Source organism: Massilia sp. CMS3.1 (genome assembly GCF_051262535.1).
Classification (GTDB): domain Bacteria; phylum Pseudomonadota; class Gammaproteobacteria; order Burkholderiales; family Burkholderiaceae_D; genus Telluria.
Genome location: NZ_JBIMES010000010.1, coordinates 43,341 through 65,584, shown reverse-complemented (window position 1 = coordinate 65,584; position 22,244 = coordinate 43,341). Strand labels below are relative to the sequence as shown.

Annotated in this window: 21 protein-coding genes and 1 riboswitch; of the genes, 15 read left to right on the top strand and 6 right to left on the bottom strand. The window is 65.6% G+C overall.

What is annotated here, in order from left to right; translation table 11 throughout:
- Positions 1-13: 13 nt before the first annotated feature.
- From rfaE1 to cysM, 4 genes are all read left to right on the top strand, one after another.
- Positions 14-991 (top strand): D-glycero-beta-D-manno-heptose-7-phosphate kinase, encoded by a 978-nt coding sequence (gene rfaE1, locus ACHAC9_RS16770; RefSeq protein WP_435761402.1) that lies wholly within the window; start codon positions 14-16, stop codon positions 989-991.
- 133 nt (positions 992-1,124) lie between these two features.
- Positions 1,125-1,493 (top strand): ComEA family DNA-binding protein, encoded by a 369-nt coding sequence (locus ACHAC9_RS16765; RefSeq protein WP_435761400.1) that lies wholly within the window; start codon positions 1,125-1,127, stop codon positions 1,491-1,493.
- Between the two features lie 138 nt (positions 1,494-1,631).
- Positions 1,632-3,005, top strand: a complete 1,374-nt coding sequence (locus tag ACHAC9_RS16760) for a M28 family peptidase (protein ID WP_435761398.1) — start codon at positions 1,632-1,634, stop codon at positions 3,003-3,005.
- A 112-nt stretch (positions 3,006-3,117) separates the two neighbouring features.
- On the top strand, positions 3,118-4,020 hold the full coding sequence (gene cysM / locus ACHAC9_RS16755) for a cysteine synthase CysM (RefSeq protein ID WP_435761396.1): 903 nt from the start codon (positions 3,118-3,120) through the stop codon (positions 4,018-4,020).
- A 108-nt stretch (positions 4,021-4,128) separates the two neighbouring features.
- Here cysM and ACHAC9_RS16750 read toward each other — a convergent pair whose 3' ends face one another.
- The 5 genes from ACHAC9_RS16750 to ACHAC9_RS16730 form a co-directional block, all read right to left on the bottom strand.
- On the bottom strand, positions 4,129-4,473 hold the full coding sequence (locus ACHAC9_RS16750) for a hypothetical protein (RefSeq protein ID WP_136219512.1): 345 nt from the start codon (positions 4,471-4,473) through the stop codon (positions 4,129-4,131).
- A gap of 441 nt (positions 4,474-4,914) precedes the next feature.
- Positions 4,915-6,114, bottom strand: a complete 1,200-nt coding sequence (mltB, locus tag ACHAC9_RS16745; RefSeq protein ID WP_435761394.1) for a lytic murein transglycosylase B — start codon at positions 6,112-6,114, stop codon at positions 4,915-4,917.
- On the bottom strand, positions 6,111-8,123 hold the full coding sequence (locus ACHAC9_RS16740; RefSeq protein ID WP_435761392.1) for a transglutaminaseTgpA domain-containing protein: 2,013 nt from the start codon (positions 8,121-8,123) through the stop codon (positions 6,111-6,113). Before ACHAC9_RS16740 ends, mltB begins: the two co-directional genes overlap by 4 nt.
- Positions 8,120-9,103, bottom strand: coding sequence for a DUF58 domain-containing protein (locus ACHAC9_RS16735; protein WP_435761390.1), 984 nt, complete (start codon positions 9,101-9,103; stop codon positions 8,120-8,122). Before ACHAC9_RS16735 ends, ACHAC9_RS16740 begins: the two co-directional genes overlap by 4 nt.
- A gap of 10 nt (positions 9,104-9,113) precedes the next feature.
- Positions 9,114-10,034 carry an AAA family ATPase gene (locus ACHAC9_RS16730; RefSeq protein ID WP_435761388.1) on the bottom strand — a complete coding sequence of 307 codons (921 nt, stop codon included), beginning with the start codon at positions 10,032-10,034 and terminating at the stop codon, positions 9,114-9,116.
- A gap of 172 nt (positions 10,035-10,206) precedes the next feature.
- Between ACHAC9_RS16730 and ACHAC9_RS16725 the strand changes: the two genes are divergently transcribed.
- The 4 genes from ACHAC9_RS16725 (at position 10,207) to ACHAC9_RS16710 (ending at position 14,669) form a co-directional block, all read left to right on the top strand.
- A complete protein-coding gene (locus ACHAC9_RS16725) occupies positions 10,207-11,139 on the top strand; it encodes a histone deacetylase family protein (protein ID WP_435761386.1) in 933 nt (310 codons plus the stop codon).
- Between the two features lie 373 nt (positions 11,140-11,512).
- Positions 11,513-12,352, top strand: a complete 840-nt coding sequence (locus tag ACHAC9_RS16720) for a hypothetical protein (RefSeq protein ID WP_435761384.1) — start codon at positions 11,513-11,515, stop codon at positions 12,350-12,352.
- Positions 12,342-13,604: a choice-of-anchor X domain-containing protein gene (locus tag ACHAC9_RS16715; RefSeq protein ID WP_435761382.1), complete on the top strand. Its 1,263-nt coding sequence runs from the start codon at positions 12,342-12,344 to the stop codon at positions 13,602-13,604. Before ACHAC9_RS16720 ends, ACHAC9_RS16715 begins: the two co-directional genes overlap by 11 nt.
- A 171-nt stretch (positions 13,605-13,775) precedes the next feature.
- The gene (locus tag ACHAC9_RS16710; protein ID WP_435761380.1) at positions 13,776-14,669 is read left to right on the top strand and encodes a hypothetical protein; all 894 of its coding nucleotides are present in this window, start codon (positions 13,776-13,778) and stop codon (positions 14,667-14,669) included.
- Positions 14,670-14,737: 68 nt separating this feature from the next.
- Here ACHAC9_RS16710 and ACHAC9_RS16705 read toward each other — a convergent pair whose 3' ends face one another.
- Positions 14,738-14,977: a hypothetical protein gene (locus ACHAC9_RS16705; protein ID WP_435761378.1), complete on the bottom strand. Its 240-nt coding sequence runs from the start codon at positions 14,975-14,977 to the stop codon at positions 14,738-14,740.
- Positions 14,978-15,158: 181 nt separating this feature from the next.
- Here ACHAC9_RS16705 and ylqF point away from each other — a divergent pair, with 181 nt between their 5' ends.
- The 7 genes from ylqF (at position 15,159) to ACHAC9_RS16670 (ending at position 22,238) form a co-directional block, all read left to right on the top strand.
- Complete coding sequence (gene ylqF, locus ACHAC9_RS16700) at positions 15,159-16,106, top strand: ribosome biogenesis GTPase YlqF (RefSeq protein ID WP_435761376.1); 948 nt, start codon at positions 15,159-15,161, stop codon at positions 16,104-16,106.
- 46 nt (positions 16,107-16,152) lie between these two features.
- Positions 16,153-16,380: riboswitch (cobalamin riboswitch) on the top strand.
- A gap of 69 nt (positions 16,381-16,449) precedes the next feature.
- The gene (locus tag ACHAC9_RS16695) at positions 16,450-18,438 is read left to right on the top strand and encodes a TonB-dependent receptor (RefSeq protein WP_435761374.1); all 1,989 of its coding nucleotides are present in this window, start codon (positions 16,450-16,452) and stop codon (positions 18,436-18,438) included.
- Positions 18,438-19,493: a FecCD family ABC transporter permease gene (locus ACHAC9_RS16690; protein ID WP_435761372.1), complete on the top strand. Its 1,056-nt coding sequence runs from the start codon at positions 18,438-18,440 to the stop codon at positions 19,491-19,493. Before ACHAC9_RS16695 ends, ACHAC9_RS16690 begins: the two co-directional genes overlap by 1 nt.
- Complete coding sequence (locus tag ACHAC9_RS16685) at positions 19,490-20,290, top strand: ABC transporter ATP-binding protein (protein WP_435761370.1); 801 nt, start codon at positions 19,490-19,492, stop codon at positions 20,288-20,290. The genes ACHAC9_RS16690 and ACHAC9_RS16685 overlap by 4 nt, the downstream gene beginning before the upstream one ends.
- A complete protein-coding gene (locus ACHAC9_RS16680) occupies positions 20,287-21,159 on the top strand; it encodes a cobalamin-binding protein (RefSeq protein WP_435761368.1) in 873 nt (290 codons plus the stop codon). The genes ACHAC9_RS16685 and ACHAC9_RS16680 overlap by 4 nt, the downstream gene beginning before the upstream one ends.
- 102 nt (positions 21,160-21,261) lie before the next feature.
- The gene (locus ACHAC9_RS16675) at positions 21,262-21,927 is read left to right on the top strand and encodes a thiol:disulfide interchange protein DsbA/DsbL (protein WP_435761366.1); all 666 of its coding nucleotides are present in this window, start codon (positions 21,262-21,264) and stop codon (positions 21,925-21,927) included.
- The gene (locus tag ACHAC9_RS16670) at positions 21,924-22,238 is read left to right on the top strand and encodes a hypothetical protein (protein WP_435761364.1); all 315 of its coding nucleotides are present in this window, start codon (positions 21,924-21,926) and stop codon (positions 22,236-22,238) included. The genes ACHAC9_RS16675 and ACHAC9_RS16670 overlap by 4 nt, the downstream gene beginning before the upstream one ends.
- The last annotated feature ends 6 nt before the right edge of the window (positions 22,239-22,244 follow it).

The window sequence follows — 22,244 nt, the reverse complement described above, 5'->3', positions numbered from 1 at the left end:
ACCCAACACGCTTATGACGACCGACACCCCAAGCCGCCTGCTCGACGGCGCAGACTATCTTCATACGAGCGCCCCGCGGCTCGACAACGTACGCATGCTCGTCGTCGGCGACGTCATGCTCGACCGCTACTGGTTTGGCGAGGTCTCCCGCATTTCGCCTGAGGCACCGGTGCCGGTGGTGCGCATCCAGCGCCGCGAAGAGCGCCTCGGCGGCGCGGCCAACGTGGCCCGCAACGCGGCCGCTCTGGGCGCCCACAGCGGCCTGCTGGGCGTGGTCGGCGCCGATGAGGCCGGCACCCAGGTCGAAAGCCTGCTGCGCGACTCCAGCATCCACAGCTACCTCAAGCGCGACGAAGCGATTTCCACCATCATCAAGCTGCGCGTCATCGGCCGCCAGCAGCAGATGGTGCGCATCGACTTCGAAGATGCCCCGACCGAGAACGTCCTGCGCGACAAGCTGACGCAATTCAAGGCCCTGCTGCCGGACTTCGACGTGCTGATCTTCTCCGACTACAACAAGGGCAGCCTGGTCAACGTCGCCGAGATGATCCGCGCCGGGCGCGCGGCCGGCAAGATCGTCATGGTCGACCCGAAGGGCGACGATTTTTCGCCGTACGCGGGTGCGAGCATGCTCACGCCAAATAAATCCGAACTGCGCCGCATCGTCGGCAACTGGAAGAGCGAGGAACAGCTCACGAACAAGGCCCAGGCGCTGCGGGTCGAGCTGGGGCTGGACTCGCTGCTGCTGACGCGTTCGGAAGAGGGCATGAGCCTGTACACGGCAAATGAAGTGCTGCACGTGCATGCCGACGCACGCGAGGTATTCGATGTGTCGGGCGCCGGCGACACCGTGATCGCGACCATGGCGGCCATGCTCGGCGCCGGGGCACCCCTGGATGTGGCGCTGGCCACCGCGAACCGTGCCGGCGGCATCGTCGTCGGCAAACTGGGTACCGCCACCGTCACGCGCGACGAATTGTTCGCGGGCTGATTCCGGCGCCAAGGCCAAGGCCTTCAGCAGCGCTTGATTCCGCTCAAACAAAACCGGTCAACAGTCTCCCCCGGCGCGCGTTAAGCGCGGGTGGACGGCACCCGCTGTCCGTATTCCCGAATGGAGAGACTCAATGATCAAGAAACTGATGCTTGCCCTTGCCACGCTGGTCGCCTCGACCAGCTTCGCGTTCGCCCAGGTCGACGTCAACAAGGCCGATGCCGCCGCCCTCGACGGCGTGAAGGGTGTGGGCCCAAGCATGTCGAAAGCCATCCTGGACGAGCGCGGCAAGGGCGAGTTCAAGGACTGGGCCGATTTCCAGAAGCGCGTCAAGGGCGTCGGCGACAAGAAGGCAGCCAAGCTGTCCGAGGCCGGCCTGCAGGTGAACGGCAAGGGCAAGGAAGGTGTCGCCCCTGCCGCCAAGCCCGAGAAGACTGCCAAGGCGGCACCCGGCGCGAAAGCGGCAACGGCCAAGCCGGCCGACACCAAGGCCGCCATGTAACAAGGTGAGGCAGCACCACGCTGGTGCCGCCACGTCGGCACCAGCATGTGTGCCGGGTATTTTTGCATGTAAATACCGCAAGAAGGGAGGGCGGCATGAGAAGATAGAGGATCAAAAGCAACGATTCCAAGGACCCTCATGCCTCGCCTCCGTATCGCCGCCGGCCTCATCGCCGGTCTGTTCGCTGCCACTTCCTACGCCGCACCCGCCGCACCTGCCGGCCCCGACGTTTCCCGCCGCCAGCCCCACATCGACAAGATCGTCGCCGAGATCTCGCCCAAGCGGATTGAGGCCTATGTGCGCAAGCTGGTCAGCTTCGAGACGCGCCACACGATGTCGGATACGACGTCCGAGACGACCGGCATCGGCGCCGCGCGGCGCTGGATCAAGGCGGAACTGGAGCGTTGCGGCGCCGGCACCAGCCTGCAGGTCGCCTACGACAGCCATATCTCGCCGGTGTCGGCACGCATCTCGCGTCCGACCGAAATCGTCAACGTCGTCGCCACGCTGCCGGGAACCCAAGACGCCTCGAAAGAGCGCCTGTATGTCGTCAGCGGCCACTATGATTCGAGGAATACCGACATCATGGACGCCACCGGCAAGTCGCCGGGCGCCAACGACGATGCCTCGGGCACGGCCGCCGTGATGGAAATGGCTTGCGTGATGGCCAAGTACAAGTTCGACGCTACGCTGGTCTTCATGACCGTTGCCGCCGAAGAGCAGGGCCTGCTGGGCGCCGGCCATTGGGCGAAACAAGCCCGTGCGAACAACCTGAACGTGGCCGGCATGTTCACCAACGACATCATCGGCAGCTCGCGCGCCGACGATGGCCGCGTCGACAACAAGCAGGTACGCCTGTTCGCGCAGAGCATTCCGGCGACGAAAGAGATGAGCGACGCCGTGCGCGCGCTGGTCGCCACCGGCGGCGAGAACGATTCGATCTCGCGCCAGCTCGCCCGCTACACGAAGGAACACGGCGAACGCTACGTGAAGGGCTTCAAGGTCAGCGTGATCCAGCGCCACGACCGCTACCTGCGCGGCGGCGACCACATGCCCTTCCTCGAGCAGGGCTATGCGGCGCTGCGCTTCACGGAGCCGAACGAGGACTTCTCGCACCAGCACCAGAACCTGCGCACCGAAAACGGCAAGGTGTATGGCGACCTGACCGAATTCGTCGACTTCGACTACACGGCGAAGGTGGCGAAGGTGAACGCGGCCACGCTGGCCTCGCTGGCCCTGGCCCCGGCCGCGCCGCAAGGTGTCAAGGTGCGTACCGACAAGCTGGTCAACGATTCGACGCTGCTCTGGCAGGCCAATCCGGAACCGGACGTCGCGGGTTACCGCATCGTCTGGCGCGAGACGACTGCCGCCGGGTGGCAGGGTTCCAAATTTGTGGGCAACGTGACGGAGGCCACTGTGAATCTGTCGAAGGATAATTACTTCTTCGGCGTGCAGGCGGTGGACAAAGACGGCAACGTCAGCGTCGCGACCTATCCGGCGCCGCTGCGTTAAGCCAATGTAGTCAGCGGCCGCGATGGCCACAGGGGAGGGCACCAGGTCCTCCCCATACGCGCTCTGCCTTCTCGGATTAGAATGTCAGCTTAAAGAACTGCAAGAGAGAAGCATGGCTTATAACACCATCGAAGATACGATCGGCAATACCCCACTGGTCCAGCTGGTGCGCCTGCCTGGCGCAGACGCTGCGGCGCGCAATAACATCATCCTGGGTAAACTCGAGGGCAACAACCCTGCCGGGTCTGTCAAAGACCGGGCCGCGATGTCGATGCTGAAGAATGCCGAGGAACGCGGCCAGATCAAGCCGGGCGATACCATCATCGAGGCGACCTCGGGCAATACCGGCATCGCCCTCGCGATGGCAGCATCGATCCGCGGCTACAAGATGATCCTCCTGATGCCGGACAACCTGTCGATCGAGCGGCGCCAGAGCATGGCCGCCTATGGCGCCGAGATCGTGCTCACGCCCAAGACCGGCGGCATGGAATACGCGCGCGACATGGCCGACCAGATGCAAAAAGAAGGCAAGGGCATCATCCTCGACCAGTTCGCCAATCCGGACAATCCGCTCGCCCATTATGAGACGACCGGGCCGGAAATCTGGCGCGATACGGACGGGCGCATCACGCATTTCGTCAGCGCCATGGGCACGACCGGCACCATCATGGGCGTGTCGCGCTACCTGAAGGAACAGAACGAGGCGGTGCGTATCATCGGCGCCCAGCCGGAAGAGGGTTCGTCGATCCCGGGCATCCGCAAGTGGCCGCAAGCCTACCTGCCGAAGATCTACGACAAGTCGCGCGTGGACCAGGTGGAAAACGTCAGCCAGGCCGCGGCCGAGCAGATGGCGCGCCGCTTGGCGGCGGAAGAGGGGATTTTCTGCGGCATCTCGGCCGCCGGCGCCTGCGAAGTGGCATTGCGTATTTCGCAGAGCGTCGAGAACGCAACGATCGTGTTTATCGTTTGCGACCGCGGTGACCGCTACCTGTCGACCGGGGTGTTTCCTGCTTGATCAAAGACGCAAGGCATAACAAATGGGGCGATCGAATCGCCCCATTTTTTTTCGTCCACCATTCCCTTGCGACCCTTGAAGCGCCGGGCGTGAGAGAATGTGTGAGTATTACTCGCCGCTCGACGCCGATGGTGCCGCGCCTTCTTTTGGCTTGAACTGCTTGTCGCTGATGCGGAACTTGTTGCGGCGATCGCCCATCAGGTAACGCAGGTCACGGATGGACAGGTCGCTTACTTCGTGCATGCGGATCAGGAGCGATGCGCCGACCGGCAGGCGGTGGTGGCGGATCTTCGAGATCACCGGCGGCGCTACTTCCAGTGCGCGCGACAGGGCTGCGTCATTCTTCAGGCGCAGGTTCTCGATCAGGGTGTCCAGCAGACGGTTCGGGTTGTATTGCAACAGTTCATCCGACTCCGCATCGCTGCTCATATCAATGCCGACTTGGTTTGTCATGATTTCTAATATTCCTATTGTGGGTTACGGAAAGTCGCTTGCGGCGTTTCGATTCCGGAAGTTCTTTCGAAAAAATCTACTCAATTGTACAACTAAATCCAGCTCTAGTACTTATGAGCAATAGAATTCGGTGCGAAGCCTCGGCCCTGTTGTCTAGTCGCAACAATAGCCGCATTGCAATTCTCTCACAAACTCACGAATAAAATAATTGTTTTTTAATTAAATCTGAGTGTAGAGGAAACAGAAGTTGCGTGCCACACGTTTCAGAATGATATGCACAAATACTAACAATAGTGGGAGTATGCCAAGCCGTTGAATGTTTCCATAGAGTACAGAAAGCCGGCGGAATGGGATACACCAGGGGAGTACCCGGAAAAGAAAGCGCTGCCTGAGGGAAAAGCGGCGGCAGCGCTGTTACAACGTGTTACAAAATACCTAAGATTAGAACGTCTGGGCGTCGCGTGCTTCGCGCACGGCTCGTCCAAGGTCGATCACCGACATGGCATAGAAATAACTGCGGTTATATTTGGTGATGGCAAAGAAGTTATCGTTCGCTACCCAGTATTCGGTCGCCTCGGCGCCGTTTTGCAGGTCGACCAGGCCATACAGGCGATCGGTCGGCAGGGCCACAGGGGAGACCACGCCGGCCGACTGCAGTTCGTTCGCGTGCAGGGTCGCAGCGAGGCCCCGTTCGAGCAGCGGCTCCCAGGCACGGTGCGCGGCGACGTCGACCGGAATCGCGTTGGGCCCGGGGTCGCTCGGCTTCCAGCCATGCTCGATCAGGAAATTGGCGACGCTGCCGATCGCGTCCGATGTGGAACCGCGCAGGTCGATATGGCCGTTGCCGTCGAAATCGACGCCGAATTTCAAAATATTACCCGGCATGAACTGCGGCAGGCCGACGGCGCCGGCGAAGGAACCGAGCAAGCTGAACGGATCGATGTTCTGGTGGCGCGCCAGCAGCAGAGCATGTTCCAGCTCGCTGCGGAAGAAAACGCTGCGCGCTGCCTTGTTCGGCGCGTCCGGATAGGCAAATGCCAGGGTCGTCAAGGTATCGAGCACGCGGAAGCGCCCGGTGTCGCGGCCGTACACGGTTTCCACGCCGATGATGCCGACCAGGATCTCGGCCGGCACACCGTAGGTCGCCTCGGCCCGTGCCAGCGCCGCGGCGTTCTCGTTCCAGAAGCGCAGGCCGGCATTGATGCGGATCGGCTCGATGAAGCGAGCGCTGTACGCTTGCCAGTTCTTCGGTTTTCCCGGCGGCGCCGGTTTCACCAGTTGCACCGCCGACTCGGCGAAGCGCACCTGGCGCATCTGCGTCTCGAGCGCGGAACGGTCGAAGCCGTGCTTGACGACCATGTCGTCGACGAAGTCGCGGACGGCTTGCCATTCACTGAAATTGACTTGCTCGCCGTCGTCATCGATCGACGACACGGCGGCGGCAGCGGCCACGCTTGCTGCGACCACCTTGCGCGCTTTGGGCGCAGGTTTCGGCGGGGACGCCTTGGCCTTGCCTGCCTTGGCTTTCAAGCTCTTCGCTTTGGAGGGCGGATTTTTCGCCGCTGCGCTGGCGCCCGCGATCGGGCTTGCTGCAATAACGAGTGCAGCCAATGCTGCGAGAAGTGATACGAACTGTTTCATCTAACCTGCGAGAGTAAGCGCTTCAGGGTCGCGGCCAGATCCTCGTGGTTGCGGCGCGGCGCGTAACGCCAGGCGCTATACCGGTCGAGGAACTCGCAAGCTGCCGCTTGCGCGGGCGGTGCGAGCAGCGCCGCGGCGCCGATGCGCGCGGCGTAGGCGCTCGGGCCTTCATCTGCCGAACGCGCCAGACCCAGGCGGGCCAGGCGCGAACACAAGGCCGAGTATAGCGCATCGATCGGATCGACTTCCCGGCGCCGCTGGAAGAATCTCCAGAGCAACAACAGACTTGTCAGGAAGGCTAGCAAGCTTGGCATGCGCCAGTCGAACAGCGACGCTTGCACGCTGTCGACCAGGCCGGCCTGGCGCTGCGGCGTGTAGTTCAGCACCCACTGGTTCCAGCCGTTGTTGATCGCCCCGGCCGCATGGCGCATCTGCGCGATCCACGGATTGGTCTCGCCATCGAGGCGCATGAAGCGCCCCAGGCCCTCGATACCGAACGGCGCGCGCGGGGGAATTGCCTCGTTCAGGCCGCGCCGTACCCGTTCCGGCGCCACCGCCGCGGTCGGATCGATGCGCACCCAGCCGCGCCTCTCCAACCAGACCTCGGCCCATGCGTGGGCGTCGGACTGGCGCACGGTGACATAGCCATCGATGGGATTCAGTTCGCCGCCCTGGTAGCCGGTGACCACGCGCGCCGGCACGCCGGCGGCGCGCATCAGGAAGACGAAGGCGCCCGAAAAATGTTCGCAAAAACCGGCGCGGCTGCCGTACAGGAAATCGTCGACCGCGTTGCGGCCAAGCAGCGGGGGATTCAGGGTGTACACGTAGTTCTCGCGGCGGAAGCGTTGCAGCACGGCCTCGACGCGTTTGCGTGGATCGGGCTCGGCGCGCAGTTCGAGGCCGGCGAGCAGGGCGCGCGGGTTGCTGTTGCCGGGTAGTTGCAGCCAGTGGTCGGCGTCCTCCGGGAAGCCGGCGCTCTGCAAGCGGTAATTCACGAAAGAGCGCATCCGGTAGCGCAGGCGCGTCTCGACCGGGAAGCTGGTCGTCAGTTCGAATTCGCCCGACACGTTGGCGATATTCCCGTCCAGCTCCGGCAGGCGCTGCGGCATCTCGAGCGCGAACAGCCAGCGGGTGTAAGACGGCTCGAGCGTCACGTCGTAGCCGATGCCCTTGCCGCTCACCGAGAGCGACAGCGGCTGCTGCGCCGTGCGCCCGGCGAGGCGTGCATCGAGCCGGGTCCAGGTGCGGCCGTCGTAGGCGCCCAGCACCGGGCCGCGCCAGTACAGTTGTTCCTGGGGCGGTACGGGGCCGTCGAAGCGCACCCGGAAGGCCGGTTCGCGCGATTGCGCCAGGTTCGCCATCGTGCCCGGCGCCATCGTCTCCGACAGGCCGGAGCGGGCACTGGTGGTATCGCTTGGCATGCCCCAGAGCGGCCCTTCGATGCGCGGAAAGAGGAAGAACAGGGCGCAGGCCAGGGGCGCGGCCAGGCCGATGACTTTCGCGCTCATCAGGAAGCGCTGGCGCAGCGGCGGCACCACGCCGGTGAACTGGAAGCTCAGCTGGGCCGTGAGCAGCGCCAGCACCGACAAGGCCATCAACAGCGCCGTGCCGATGCCTTGCTCGTAGAAGAAATTGGTGAGCACCAGGAAGAAGCACAGGAAGACGACGACGAACAGGTCGCGCCGCGCGTGCATCTCCAGCATCTTGAAGGTCACCAGCAGCACCAGCATGGCGACCCCGGCATCGCGCCCGAGCACGGTGTGGTAACTGTAGGCGACGCCTAACATGCCGCCTGCCGCCAGGGGCAGGAGCAGCAGGCTTGGCGGCATGCGCTTGCCCTGCAGCGTGATCACGCCGCGCCACAGCAAGGTCAGCGCGCACAGCATCGAGACCCAGGGCGGCAGGTGGAATACGTGCGGCGCCAGCACCAGCACGGCGGCCAGCAGCAGCAGCAAGGTGTCGGCCTTGTCGCGCGGCAGGGCGGCAAAGCGCGCCAGCAGGGCGTTCATCGCGCGCCTTTCAGGCCGTACAGGCTGAGGGCGCGCAGGCATGCCGACTGATGCGCGACGCCGTTGGCGGCCTCAAAACTGTCAGCGCCGAGCCGGAAGGCATACGGCAGGGCGCGTCCCTCGGCTTCGAGCACCCAGCGCGTCATGCGCGACAGGCGCAGCTCGAGGTCGAGCTGGGGGGACAAAGCTGCCAGGTCGAGCACCAGTTCCTCGCGCGCGCCGCCTTCGAAATGCTTGGTCGCGAGCTGGCCGCCATCGAGCGGGTCGAGGCGTGCGATCTGGCGCCAGGCCAGGCGCCGCAGCGGGTCGCCGGGCTGGTAGGGACGCACGCCGGCGAAATCATCCTCGCCCGCGTGGCCGGCGCCATCGACACGACTGCTGGCGGGCGCGGGCAGCGGCGGCGCGCCTTCTTCGGGGAAGGGGTAGACCAGGGCGCGCGCATCGGGACGCCAGTAGCTCCAGGCGCGAAACAGCCCGAGCGGAAAACGGGTGCTCAGCGTCAGGCGGGGCGCTTCGAGCCAGCCGCGGGCAAGGCTCGGCAGCGCCAGGCGCACGGTGGCGCTGTCATTCGCAGGCACGTCGACCGCGTGGCGCGGCTCGCCGCTGCCGGCGACATCGACCAGTATCGCGTAGCGGGCGCGCTGCGTCGTGTTGCGCAGCTGGAGTTCAAAAATGGCTTCCTGCCCGGCGAAGACGTTCGGCGCGCGCACGACGTTCAGGCGCAGGTAGGCCAGGTTGCGCCAGGTGAGCACCATGTCGACCAGCGCGCAGGACAGGGCCAGGAAGGTCAGCGCGTAGCCCAGACCCAGGTTGTAGTTGATGGAACCGATCAAGAGCACCAGCAGCAGGGCGCCGAAGCCCAGGCCCGGCCTGGTGGGCAGGATGTAGATGCGGCGCTGGCCGAGCAGCAGTTCGCCGCTGTCGACGGCGGCTGGCCACATGCGCGCCCCCAGGCGCTGGGTCAGGGTGGAGCGCGCCATGTCCCTGTCCCTAGAGGGGCACCGATTTTTGCAGCTGCAGCACCAGGTCGCGGCTGGCCAGCGCCAGGCCTTGCGCTGACTTGAGTGGACGCAGGCGGTGCGCGCAGACCGGCACCAGCACCGCCTGGATGTCTTCCGGCAGCACGTGGTCGCGTCCCTCGAGCGCGGCCCAGGCGCGTCCGGCCTGCAGCAACGCGATCGCGGCGCGCGGCGACAGGCCTTCGGCAAACAGCGACCCGGAGCGCGAGGCCTGGGCCAGTGCCTGCACGTAATCGATGAGGGAGCTGGAGGCGTGGATCGAGCGCAGGGCGCGCTGGGCCTCGATCAGCTCCTCCGGGTTCATGGCCGGCGCCAATGTGCGCAGCATGGCGCGCCGGTCTTCGCCCATCAAGAGCGCGCGTTCGGCGGCCGCGTCCGGGTAGCCTAGCGACAGGCACATCAGGAAGCGGTCGAGCTGCGACTCGGGCAGCGGGAAAGTGCCGACCTGGTGCGCCGGATTTTGCGTGGCGATGACAAAGAAGGGTTCCGGCAGCGGACGCGTCATGCCATCAATGCTGACCTGGCCCTCTTCCATGGCTTCGAGCAGGCCGGACTGGGTCTTGGGCGTGGCGCGGTTGATTTCGTCGGCCAGCAGCACCTGGGTAAAGATCGGGCCCGGGTGGAAGGCGAACCCATTCTTCTCGCGCTCGTAGACCGAAATGCCGGCGACATCGGCCGGCAGCAGGTCGCTGGTGAACTGGACGCGGTTGAATTTCAGGCCGAGCGAGAGGGCCAGCGCATGCGCCAGCGTGGTCTTGCCGACGCCCGGCACATCCTCGATCAAGAGGTGGCCGCCGGCGAGCAGGCAGGTAAAGGCGAGGCGCACCTGCTGGTCCTTGCCGACCACGATCTGGCCGACCTGGCGGGCGCAAGCGTGCAGTTTGTTGAACATGCTGGGTTCCAATCGTCGAATGCTGCGGGGCCGCAGGTGGCATGGTAGATTAGCGTCATTGACAACTATTCTTTCCATGCGGCGGCGCGCCATCCGGATGATTCTATGCGAGAACGGATAATCCCGTTGTATGGCTGAGCAGCAGGCAGGAAACTTACAAATTCGCACCATCATGAGCACAGCAATCTACAGCCATCCCGACTGCCTGCGGCATGACATGGGCGACTGGCATCCCGAGTCGCCGAGTCGCCTGCAAGCGATCGAGGACCAACTCATCCTGGCCCGCCTGGATGGCCTGATCGAGCGCCGCCTGGCGCCGCTGGCCGAGGTGCCGGCCATACTGCGCAACCATACCGAAGGCGCGCTGGCGCTGGTGCGCGACCATATTCCCGCCACGCCGGGCGAGACCTATCCGCTCGATGCCGACACCCTGCTGTGCCACGCCAGCTATGACGCGGCCCTGCGCGCGGCCGGGGCGGCGCTCGCCGCGACCGATGCCGTGATCGCCGGCGACATCAGTAACGCTTTCTGTTCGATCCGCCCGCCCGGGCACCACGCCACCCCAACCCAGCCGATGGGCTTTTGCCTCTTCAACAACGTGGCGATCGCCGCGCGCCATGCGCTCGAGTCGCACGGGCTCGAGCGCGTCGCCATCGTCGACTTCGACGTCCACCACGGCAACGGGACCGCCGAATCCTTCCGCGACGATCCGCGCGTGCTGATGGTCAGCTTCTTCCAGCATCCGTTCTATCCGAATACGGAACCGGAACCGATCACCGCCACCAATGTCAACGTGCCGGTGCCCGCAGGCAGCGGCGGCGAGGTCGTGCGCCAGGTGGTGCACGAGTACTGGCTGCCGGCGCTGCATGCACACCGCCCGCAGATGATCTTCATCTCGGCGGGATTCGATGCCCACCGCGACGACGACATGGGCGGCATGGCCCTGGTCGAAGCGGACTACGCCTGGATCACGCGCCAGATCATGATGGCCGCGCGCGAACACGCCGGCGGACGCATCGTCAGCTGCCTCGAGGGTGGCTACGAACTCTCGGCACTCGGCCGTAGCGTCGTTGCACACCTGAAAGTTCTGGCGGAACTTGATTAAAGGCAAACTGCGCATGGTTTTGCAGTAATACAACGCAATATTCTTCTACCAATTGTTCAGTTGACTCTGATCGGGCCCAGGCATACATTCGGCTGAGCCGCAGAAAGCGGCCACGCCTGGCGCTGCCGGCAGTGAAGGCGACCGATACAGGCGTCCACCATGAGCCTATCCCAGCAGCCCGGAGTCGCTGTTGGCGTGCCTGACAAGCGGGTGCAGCGTTGCTCGTCGTTGCATGGCGAGCCATGCGGCCTCCTCGCGCCTTGCCCGCGCTTGCCAGTCATCGCCACCAGCTTCCCCCGGTCTACTGGGACAGGCTCTACAACGAGGAGATATTGTGAAGAAAGCCTTACAAATGGTAATGGCGGTCTGTCTCATGGCCGTTTCAAGCTTCGCAGCAGCAGCAAACTACACGCTCTGGGTCAACGGCCGCACCGGTGGCGGCGTGGTCGGCAACTACGACAGCTGGACCTACTGGGGCCCCGGCACCACGGCGGCCGGCGTCAACAAGAAATCAGTCAACTGGGATGGCCGCAGCAGCATCGCTTCGCAAAGCGGCAAGATCCGCGACGCGCTCGACTGCTTCTGCACCGGCGGCAACTGGTGCTATGTCGTTACCCACAGCGCCGGCGACCTGATGATGGGCTACACGATGGCCAACTACGGCGGCTCGGCGCGGGTCAAGAAGGACGCCGTCGCGAATTCCTCCGGCGTATGCGGCAACAGCGACGGCAGCGCCCAGACCGGCTGGAACATCAAGTGGGTGCGTGCCGCATCTGGGGCCGCAGGCGGCTCCGAATTGTCGGATGTCGGTTCCTGGACCACCTCCGAGCCGCTCGTGCAAGACCTGAAGACGACCACCGCGCGCGCGATGTACAACCACAACACCACGCGCAACGTCTGGTTCTACATGTATGCCGGCGCCAAGGGCACGGCCTATTCGGGGGTGTTGCCGGGCCAGGACGACGAAGCCGTGGCCTATCACAGCACCGGCGGCGTGGCCGGCAGTTCGGGCGGCTCCTACTGCAATCCGAGCGACTGGCTGTGCAACGACCTGGCGCTGGGTTCGGCGGCCAACGAGGGAGGGAGCCTGAAATGGAGTTATCACTCGGTGAGTTTCCGGGATGATAGCGAAGCCTACAATCACTATGCGAACGGCAACTGGGGCGGCATCGTCGGGGTCGTGCGCAGTGCCGTGGTGAACAGTGCCCTCTGATCCATCACAACCGGGCCGCCCAAACGGCCCACGCCGCCGCTGGCCGCTGGTGCTGCTGGCGGCAGTGCTGGCGGCGGTCCTGTGGCTGGCGCTGAAAGGAGACGAGCCAGGCGTCCCCGCCGCAGCCGTCGCCACGGACGGCGGCCAGCCGCTGGGCCCGCAGTTTTTCGGCCAGGTCGATGGCCAGGCGGTCGCGGTGCTGCCGGGCGAGCGCGCGCGCCAGCGCCAGCAGCTGGTCGACAACTACGCGCTGGCCGACCACACCTATTGCAGCTATCGCGAAGGCAGCATGTACCCGGCCCACTCGCGGCCGATGTCGCAAAATCCGGATCAGGCCTGGCCGAACAAGCCTGTGCTTGAAACCAATCCGATGCGCGGCGACGACCGCCGCAGCAATCCGAACGTCCTCGTGCAAACTTCGCAGTCGCGCGTGTATCTCGCGGCCGGCGAATCGGTCGCGTTTTCGCTGCGCGCGGTCGAGCCGAATGGGAATCTGGTGCCGCTGGTGGTCACGCGCGCGATTGCCGCCGGCATTGTCGCCACAAACGGGCGCGCGACGACCCAGGTGCCGCTGACCTTTGCCGACGATGGAACGGGGGCCGATCCGGTGGCGAACGACGGCGCCTTTGGCGGCGTGCTGACCCCGGGTCAGACCGGATTGGCCGGCTTTCACGGCACCATCCGCACCGAGCTGCGATTCGTGGCGGGCGGCAAGAACGGCGTGGTGATCTTCGACGTGATTTATTCGCCGAAGCTGCCGGCGGTCTGGGTCGGTGCGCCGCGCGAAGTGCTGGAAGACGGCTCGCTTGCCTTTGTCCTGCGCGCCGACGTGCGCCAGCCGGGCCGCTATGTCGTCACCGGCCGCATCGACGATGCGAAAGGGCGTCCGTTCGCCCTCGCCACGTTCAACGAGGCGCTGGGACCGGGACCGAACGACATCAAGCTGGTCGTGTTCGGCAAACTGATGATCGATGGCGGCCCCGCGCTGCCGCTGACCCTGCGCGACGTCGACGGCTACCTGCTCAAGGAAAACACCGATCCCGACCGCGAGCTGATGCCGCGCCTCGAGGGGCCCTTGCTGACCAGCCGCACCCAGTCGCTCAAGGGTGTGTCCGATGCCGAGTGGACCAGCGAGGAGCGCGAGCGCTACCTGACGGAATTTGCCAGGGACCGCAAGGGCGCCGCGGCTGAACTGGCGCGTTTCGATCCTTCGCAGCCGTTGCCGCCGAGTGCTTGCGGGCCGGTGAAATGACCGTCCCCGGCGCCGCTTTGTAGCCGGCGCCGGGTTCTCCCCGCTGTTCGGTATTGTTCCAACAACGTCTCCTCTGTGCGCGATTGACCTGCCGTCCAACTTGTCACACGATTGGCTGTTCGCGGTCGGCCGTCGACACGTCCCACTGCAACCAGAACGATGGAGGATGACATGGGACGTTCCGCACGCCTTGCGCATTTGCCGTACCTGCTGTGCCTGCCCGGCCTCTTTGCCGCCGGGGTGGCCAGCGCCACCGACTACACGCTCTGGATCCACGGCCGCACCGGCGGCAGCGCGATCGGCAACTACAACGATTTCACCTATTTCGGCCCGAACGACACACCAGCCGGCGTCAACAAGAAATCAGTGAATTGGGATGGCCGCAGCGACGTCGCCTCGCAAAGCGGCATCGTCCGCTCCGCGCTCGACTGCTTCTGCACCGGCGAGAACTGGTGCTATGTCGCCGTGCACAGCGCCGGCGACATGCTGATGGGCTACAACCTGGCCCACTACGGCGGCACGGCGCGCCCGGTGACGAATGCCCAGCCGGATGCGTCCGGGGTCTGCACGGCCGGCACCGGGGGCACCCAGACCGGCTGGAACATCCGTTGGGTGAGGGTGGCGGCGGGATCGAGCGGCGGCAGCGAACTGGCCGATATCGGCGCCTGGACCACGAGCGAACCGATGGTCCAGCAGCACAAGGTCAGCACGGCACGTGCCCTGTACAACCACAACGACACGCGCGGCATCTGGTTCTACCGCTACGCCGGCGCAGCCGGCGCCCTGTATTCGTTCGCCCTGCCGGGCCAGGACGACGAGGTGGTGGCCTACCACAGTTCGGGCGGCGCTTCGGGCAGTGGCGGCAGCTCGTTATGCAACCGGAGAGACTGGTTCTGCAACGACCTGACGCTGGGCTCCGGTCCGAACCAGGGCGGGCGCGCCAAGTGGAGTTTCCACTCGGTCGTGTTTCGGGACGATGGGGAAGATTACGGGCACTACACGCGGGGCAGCTGGAGCGGTATCACGGCGCTGGTGCGGCAGGATATGGAAGCGATGGCGCGCTAGAGGGTAACGTCCGGGCTTGCATGCGTGGGCACGTGGTGCCCACCCGACGACCTGCGCATCGCCGACATTCACCCCGCTCCCGCACGCGCCGCCCGCTTCTGCGCCGCACTCGGCCGCTTGCCCACCACGTACACCACATACATCGGCTGGGCAGTGCCTGCCTGCGGCCGGGCCAGCTCCACTTCCGGCGCCACCCCGGCCGTGCTTGCGGGCGCGGCGCGCTCGGTGTTCCCTTCCAGGCAGGCCGCCAGCACCAGAGCCCCGAAAGCCCCAAAGATCCACACCTCGACGTTGCGCATGATACTCATGACGTTCTCCGTTGACCGGCCACAAGCGGCCGTCCAGTCATCGTGCCCGTGCGGGATGACTCGATATTGCAACGAATCAAGTCAAAATCATTCCAAACGGAAACGCAACGACATCGCGGCGGGACGCTCGCGCCGGGTCAGCGTAAAATACCGCCTCGTTCGCAGAATTTGAAAGCACAGCATGTCGATACAATGGTTCCCGGGCCACATGAACTCCGCCAAGAAGCAGGCGGAGGAGCAGATGGAATTCATCGATCTCGTGATCGAAGTGCTCGACGCACGCCTGCCCGAGGCGAGCTGCAACCCGATGGTCGACCGCATGCGCAAGTTCCGCCAGCGCCCGGTCCTGAAAATCCTGAACAAGACCGACCTTGCCGACCCGGTCGCCACCGCCGCCTGGAAGGCCTGGTACGAAGCCCAGCCGGGCGTCACGGCCTATCCGATGACGACCAAGAAACCGCTCGAGGTCGCCCGCATCCCGGCACTGGCCTTGTCGCTGGCGCCGCACCGCGGCGTGCCGACCAAGCCGCTGCGCATCATGATCATGGGCATCCCGAACGTAGGCAAGTCGACGCTGATGAACGCGCTCCTGAAAAAGCGCGTGGCGAAAGTCGGCGACGAGCCGGCTGTGACCAAGGTCCAGCAAAAGCTGTACCTCGACAAGCACACGGTGCTGGTCGACACCCCGGGCCTGATGTGGCCGAAGATCGAGATGCCGAGCGACGGCCTGATGCTGGCCGCCAGCCACGCGATCGGCACCAATGCGCTGATCGAGGAAGAAGTCGCGTTCTTCCTGGGCGACGTCCTGCTCGAGCGCTACGCGCACCTGCTCACGGCGCGCTACGGCTTCCAGACCGAGGGCCTGGACGGCATCGGCGTGGTCGAGCAGGTGGCGGCGCGACGCGGTTTCCGCATGCGCGGCGGCGAGTTCGACGTCGAGAAAGCGGCGCACGTGCTGCTCAACGATTACCGCAGCGGCGCCATCGGGCGCATCAGCCTGGAGTCGCCGCAGTCGCGCGCGGCCAGGCTGGAAGCGCACCGGCTTGAAAAGGCGGAGAAGGAGCGGCTCGCGGCGGAGAAGGCGGCGGCGAAGGCCGAGGAAGCCAACAGGGGCAAGCGCGGTACGTAAGGTGGGCATCTGCCATCGTGTTATTCGATGCTTCCCTTGTCAGGTATATAATCCAATCCGTTCTGGTGCCCGCGTGCGCGATCTGCGCACGCAGTTAAACGGGAAACACGAAGCCACGGTGCCTCCGGCGCCCGGCCAACGTGTGCTGCCCCCGCAACGGTAAACAAGCGTCGCCTTCGGCGACTGGCCGCCTCAAACACCACCGTGTTCAAGCATGGGAAGGTGAGGCGGTCTGCTTGCTAGCCCGGATACCGGCCAGGACAGGTGGACAGGCAATTGCCATGTCCGTTGAATCCAGCTTGCGGGGACGCCGGCTGGATGCACCCTATCGAAGAACCATACCATGACTTTTGCTGCTGTTTCGAACAGCGCGCCGGCTTTCAAGCCGCTCGCGCTGGCCTGCGCTTTTTCCCTCACGATGTTTGCCGCCGCCGCCGCCGCCGCCGCCGCCGCCGCCCACGCCGATGAAGAGGCCGTCTCCACCGTCTATGTCAGCGGCGCCCGCTTCGAGAGCGATCCGGCCTTGCCGCCGGTGGGCGCGACGACCATCACCGCCGCCGAGATCCGCAGCAGCGGCGCGGGCGACGTCAACGCGGCGATCCGCAAGATCGGCGGCGTATACGGTCGCCAGAGCCTGGACGGTTCGCCCGACTTCGGCCTCGACCTGCGCGGCTTCGGCACCAACAGCAGCCAGAACCTGGTGATCCTGGTCGACGGCGTGCGCATGAACGAGAACGAACTGGCCGGCGCCGTCCTGTCGAGCATCCCGGTCGACACCGTCGAGCGTATCGAGATCACGCGCGGCGGCAGCAGCGTGCTGTATGGCGAAGGCGCGACCGGCGGCGTGATCAACATCGTCACCAAGCGCGGCACGCAGCAGGGCTACCACGGCTCGCTGGTGCTCGAGGGCGGCCAGTTCGACCAGCATGACGCGCGCTTGTCGCTGCGCCATGGCGAAGGTCCCCTGTCGTTCGACCTGGCGGCGGCCAACCAGGCAACCGACAACGACCGTGAGAACAATACCTTCCGCCAGAAGACCGTCAGCGGCGGCTTCCAGTGGGCGCAGGATGCGACGCGCCTCGGCATGCGCGTCGAGAGCGCGCGCCAGAAATCGCGTTTCCCGGGTTCGCTGACGCTGGCCGAGTTCAACGCCGACCCGCATCAGACGAATACGCCAAACGACTTCGGCACCCTCGACAGCGACCGCGTCACGGCCTTTGCCGAACACCGCATCGGCAGCGTCGAGCTGGCAGCCGAACTGTCGCATCGTGAACGCGAGGTAGTGGCGGTTTACGACTTCGGCGGCTTCCTGTCGGAAGGCGTCTACAACAGCCGCCAGACCCAGTTCTCGCCGCGCCTGCGCCAGTTGTCACGCTTTGACGGCATGCTCAACGAGTTCGTCGCCGGCGTCGACCTGATCCGCTGGGAACGCAATACCAACTTCGGCTCGAACGCCAGCCAGGATTCAAAGGCGATCTACGCACGCAACGAGCTGCGCTTTGGCGGCACGCGCAATGCGCGCCTGGCGCTCGGCGCGCGCCACGAGACGTTCGAGAAGGAAGAGGGCAATACGATGCTGGGTGTGCCGGACGGCGAGCAGTCGCAGAATGGCTGGAGCATCGAGGGCAGCATCGATCCGGTCGCCGGGGTCACCGTGCACGCCAAGGCAGGGCAAAGTTACCGCCTGCCGAACGCCGACGAGAACGCCGTCCGTTCGGCGCAGGGCCTGCTCGACGTGCAGACCTCGCGCGACCTGGAACTGGGCGTGACCGTGGGCGACAAGGCGCGTCAGGTGTCGGCGCGCATCTTCCGCCACCGTTTGCAGGACGAGATCTTCTACGATCCGACCGCCACCGCGCTCAATCCGTTCGGCGCGAACACCAACCTCGATCCGACCCGCCGCCAGGGCGTCGAGCTCGACGCCCATGTCGACCTGGGCGCGAACCTGCGCCTCTCCGGCCACCTGCAGCACGTGAAAGCCGAGTTCACGGGCGGCCCGAATGCCGGCCGCGAGATGGTGCTGGTGCCGAAGAACGTCCTCACCGCGCGCCTGGCCTGGTTACCGAACAATGGCCACAGCGCCGACATCGGCGCGCAATACGTGTCGAACCAGCGCTATGGCAACGACTTCGGCAACGACTGCAGCGCGCGCATCCCGTCCTACACGACGGTCGACGCGCGCTATGCGCTCAAGCTTGGCGCCTGGGAAGTGGCCGTAAACGCCCTGAACCTGGCCGATCGCCAGTACTTCAGCCAGGCTTTCGGCTGCCGCTCCGGCATCTACCCGAGCGACGGGCGCCAGCTCAAGCTGTCGGCGCGTTACGACTTCTGATGCTCCGCTCCGACGGCGTGAAAGCCTTTCTCGCTTCCTCGTCCGGAGGCCGGCGCGCCACGCTGGCATTGCTCGGCGCCTGTGCGCTGGCCGCGCTGGTCCTGGCCGCGCTGGCGGGATCGGTGCCGCTGCCGTTGGCTGAGCTGCTCCCCGCGTTGGCGAGCCTGCTCGCAGGCGCGCCCGACGGCATGGCAGCGACCTTGCTCGACCTGCGCCTGGGCCGCGCCAGCAGTGCCTTCGTCACCGGCGCGGCGCTGGCGCTGGCCGGTGTCATGATGCAGGCCCTGGTGCGCAACCCGCTGGCCGACCCGTATGTGCTGGGGGTGTCGGCGGGTGCGGCTGTCGGTGCGCTGGCCGCCTTGCTGTTCAGCGCGGCGGTGTGGCTGATCGATCTCGGCGCGCTGCTTGGCGCGGTGGCCGTGTCGCTGCTGCTGTATCTGCTGGCGCGGCGTGACCTCGGCGGTGCGCGCACGGGTGCGCAGGGCGGCGAATCGAGCGTGCTGCTGCTGACCGGCGTGGTGCTGGCCTCGGCCTGCATGGCGCTGGTGACGCTGATGCTGTCGGTGGCGCCCGAGTCGCGCCTGCGCGGCATGGTGTTCTGGATGATCGGCGACCTGTCCGGCACCTCCTGGCGCCTGCTGCCCTGGGTCGTGCTGGGCGCGGCGCTGTTCATGGCCTTGCGCCGTGCGCGCGCCCTGAACGTGATGGCGCTGCATGCCGATGCCGCCGTCGCGCTGGGCGTGAACGTCGCCGGCGAGCGCCGCTTCCTGTTTCTCTGTTCCGGCCTGCTGACGGCGTGCGCGGTGACCACCGGCGGCAGCATCGGCTTTGTCGGCCTGGTGGTGCCGCACGCCTGCCGCCATGCCTTCGGTCCCGACCACCGTATCCTGTTACCCGCCGCCGCGATCGCTGGCGGCGGCTTCCTGGTACTGGCCGACACGCTGGCGCGCACCGTGCTCGCGCCCCAGCAGCTGCCGGTCGGCGTGCTGACGGCGCTGATCGGCGTGCCCGTATTTCTGTTCCAGTTGCACCAACTGCACCTGCGCGCGCGATGATTGAAACCAGTGACCTGGGCCTGTGCGCCGACAAACGCGTGCTGGTCGAACGCCTGAACTGGCGTGTGGCGCCCGGTGAGAGCTGGTGCGTGATCGGCCCGAACGGCGCCGGAAAAAGCACGCTGCTGCGCACGATCGCCGGCCTGCGCGCGCCGGATGCCGGCAGCGTCACTCTGGGCGGCAAAGCGCTGCCCCAGTGGGCGCTGCCGGCACTGGCGCGCGAGCGCGCCTATCTCGCCCAGTCGCGCGGCGATGCCTTTGCCTACCGCGTCATCGAGACCGTCCTGATGGCGCGCCATCCCTACCACGCCGACCGCTACTGGGAAGGCAGCGACGACCATGCGGCGGCCGAAACGGCGCTGCGCACCCTGGATGTGCTGCACCTGGCCCAGCGCGACGTGCGCACCCTGTCCGGCGGCGAGCGCCAGCGCGTGGCGATCGCCGCGCTGCTGGCCCAGGACACGCCGCTGCTGTTGCTCGATGAGCCGGCCAATGCGCTCGACCTGGCGCACCAGGTGGCAATGACCAATTTGCTGGCGCGCCTGTGCCGTGACGAGGGCAGGGCGGTGGTCAGCGTCGGCCACGACCTGAACCTGGCCTGGAGCGGCGCCACCCATGCCTTGCTGCTGCACGGCGACGGACAATGGCGTGCCGGTCCCGTGCAGGAAGTCATGCGCGCCGACCTGCTCGGCGCTTGCCTCGGCCACCCGATCGCCGTCATCGACCATGGCGGACGCACCATCTTCCTGCCCGAGGCGCCGGCGGGCGCGGAAAACCCCATTCGACGAGTCCAATGAAAGCCATTTTCTTCCTCCTGCTGGCGCTGTGCGCCTCCTGCGCCCAAGGGGCCGTAAGCGTCGTCGACGACAGCGGCAAACAAGTCGTGCTGGCGCGCCCGGCGCAGCGCGTGATCTCGATGGCGCCGCACGTGACCGAGCTGCTGTTCGCGGCCGGCGGCGGGGCGCGCATCATCGGCGCGATGAACTACAGCGACTTTCCCGAAGAAGCCCGCAAGATCCCTCTCATCGGCTCGAACAGCCAGATCGATCTCGAGCGCGTGATCGCCCTGAAACCGGATCTGCTGATCGTCTGGCAAAGCGGGAATACGGCGCGCCAGATCGCGCAGTTGCAAGGTCTCGGCATTCCGGTCTTCCACAGCGAGCCGCGCAGCCTGGAAACGGTGGCGAGCAGCCTGGAGCGCTTCGGCCGCCTGCTCGGCTCGGATGGGACCGCGCAGGCCGCGGCTGCCCGGTTCCGCGCGAAAATCGGCGCTTTGCGCACGCGCTACGCCAGCCGTCCGCCCGTGTCCGTGTTCTACCAGGCCTGGGACAATCCGCTCTACACCCTGAACGGCGAGCAGATCGCCAGCGATGCGATCCGCTTGTGTGGCGGCAGGAATATCTTCGCGGAGCTGAAAACCATCGCGCCGCAGGTCAGCGTCGAGGCGGTGGTGCAACGCGATCCGGAAGCCATCCTCGGCGGCAAACTCTACACGCCGCAAGACCGCGGCCTGTCGATCTGGCAGCCGTTCCACAGCATGACGGCGGTGCGCCGCAAAAACCTGTTTACGTTTGACGAGCAATTGCTGACGCGCCCGGGGCCGCGCGTGGTCGATGGCGCCGCGACCCTCTGCACGCGCCTGGAAGAAGCGCGCGCACGGCGGTAACAGCCGTAAGCAAATGCAAAAAACGGCGCGGGCTCCCGAAGGCCGGGCAAAAAAAGTGGTAATCTCGCGTCGTTTTCTTCAATTACAAAACCAAGGATTTCTATGCGCCGTTCCCTGCGTTTCGCCCTCGTTGCCGCCAGCCTGGTCGCCAGCACCGCTTTCGCTTCGCCCACCAATCCGCAGAACGGGGTCGAGTACACGACACTGTCGACGCCGCAGCCGGTCCAGGCGGTCGGCAAGAAAGTCGAAGTCGTCGAATTCTTCGCTTACCACTGCCCGGCATGCTTTTCGCTGGAACCTGGCCTGGCCGAATGGGTCAAAAAGCAGGGTGACAAGATTGTCCTGCGCCGCATCCACTTGCCATTCCAGGGCCCGGCCGATCCGGAAGCGCACCTGCACCTGACGCTCCAGGCGATGGGCAAGGAAGCCGAGATGCACGGCAAGATCTTCCAGGCCGTCCACGTGCAGCGTGTGCGCCTGATGAAGGATGAGCAGATCATCGACTGGGTAGCGAAGAACGGCATCGACAAGGCCAAATTCATGGAAACCTGGAATTCGTTCGGCGTCATGACCAAGCTGCGCCGCCTGCCGCAGGTCACCACCAGCTACCAGGCGACCGGCACCCCGACGCTGATCGTCGACGGCAAGTACCAGACTTCGCCGGGCCTGATTGCCGACAAGCTGAAGATCCAGGACCGTAACCAGATTCTGCAGGCGCACTTCCAGGTGCTGGACGCGCTTGTTGCGAAAGCAGCTGCCACGAAATGAGCGACGGAGAACGCAAAGTCCTCGAGCTGTACGAGGGCGCCCGCCCTCGGGACGAGGAATTGTTCGAGACCAGCCACGTGAACCACGTGGCCTGGTCGCTCGTCGTCGTCCTGTTCGGCCTCGTCCTCTGGCTCTGCATCGCCCTCGTGAATGCAGAGAACCAGCGCCACGCGCTGATGACGAACAAATGTCCGGACCCGGTCTTCGAGAACGGGGTCGACAAGGCCTGCCTGTACACCGTGCGCTCGCGCGACCATTGGTGGGAACACCTGTGGTACGGCTTCACGCATGTGAACCCGGAAGTGAAGTAAGGTGTG

Bases quoted from the DNA above. Each gene is read 5' to 3' on its own strand.
- rfaE1 (WP_435761402.1), top strand. From the start codon at position 14: ATGACGACCGACACCCCAAGCCGCCTGCTCGACGGCGCAGACTATCTT.
- ACHAC9_RS16740 (WP_435761392.1), bottom strand. From the start codon at position 8,123: ATGAACGCCCTGCTGGCGCGCTTTGCCGCCCTGCCGCGCGACAAGGCC.
- ACHAC9_RS16685 (WP_435761370.1), top strand. From the start codon at position 19,490: ATGATTGAAACCAGTGACCTGGGCCTGTGCGCCGACAAACGCGTGCTG.
- ACHAC9_RS16730 (WP_435761388.1), bottom strand. From the start codon at position 10,034: ATGTTCAACAAACTGCACGCTTGCGCCCGCCAGGTCGGCCAGATCGTG.
- ACHAC9_RS16675 (WP_435761366.1), top strand. From the start codon at position 21,262: ATGCGCCGTTCCCTGCGTTTCGCCCTCGTTGCCGCCAGCCTGGTCGCC.
- ACHAC9_RS16735 (WP_435761390.1), bottom strand. From the start codon at position 9,103: ATGGCGCGCTCCACCCTGACCCAGCGCCTGGGGGCGCGCATGTGGCCA.
- ACHAC9_RS16695 (WP_435761374.1), top strand. From the start codon at position 16,450: ATGACTTTTGCTGCTGTTTCGAACAGCGCGCCGGCTTTCAAGCCGCTC.
- ACHAC9_RS16680 (WP_435761368.1), top strand. From the start codon at position 20,287: ATGAAAGCCATTTTCTTCCTCCTGCTGGCGCTGTGCGCCTCCTGCGCC.
- ACHAC9_RS16725 (WP_435761386.1), top strand. From the start codon at position 10,207: ATGAGCACAGCAATCTACAGCCATCCCGACTGCCTGCGGCATGACATG.
- ACHAC9_RS16710 (WP_435761380.1), top strand. From the start codon at position 13,776: ATGGGACGTTCCGCACGCCTTGCGCATTTGCCGTACCTGCTGTGCCTG.
- ACHAC9_RS16720 (WP_435761384.1), top strand. From the start codon at position 11,513: ATGGCCGTTTCAAGCTTCGCAGCAGCAGCAAACTACACGCTCTGGGTC.
- mltB (WP_435761394.1), bottom strand. From the start codon at position 6,114: ATGAAACAGTTCGTATCACTTCTCGCAGCATTGGCTGCACTCGTTATT.
- cysM (WP_435761396.1), top strand. From the start codon at position 3,118: ATGGCTTATAACACCATCGAAGATACGATCGGCAATACCCCACTGGTC.
- ACHAC9_RS16705 (WP_435761378.1), bottom strand. From the start codon at position 14,977: ATGAGTATCATGCGCAACGTCGAGGTGTGGATCTTTGGGGCTTTCGGG.
- ylqF (WP_435761376.1), top strand. From the start codon at position 15,159: ATGTCGATACAATGGTTCCCGGGCCACATGAACTCCGCCAAGAAGCAG.
- ACHAC9_RS16670 (WP_435761364.1), top strand. From the start codon at position 21,924: ATGAGCGACGGAGAACGCAAAGTCCTCGAGCTGTACGAGGGCGCCCGC.
- ACHAC9_RS16750 (WP_136219512.1), bottom strand. From the start codon at position 4,473: ATGACAAACCAAGTCGGCATTGATATGAGCAGCGATGCGGAGTCGGAT.
- ACHAC9_RS16765 (WP_435761400.1), top strand. From the start codon at position 1,125: ATGATCAAGAAACTGATGCTTGCCCTTGCCACGCTGGTCGCCTCGACC.
- ACHAC9_RS16760 (WP_435761398.1), top strand. From the start codon at position 1,632: ATGCCTCGCCTCCGTATCGCCGCCGGCCTCATCGCCGGTCTGTTCGCT.
- ACHAC9_RS16690 (WP_435761372.1), top strand. From the start codon at position 18,438: ATGCTCCGCTCCGACGGCGTGAAAGCCTTTCTCGCTTCCTCGTCCGGA.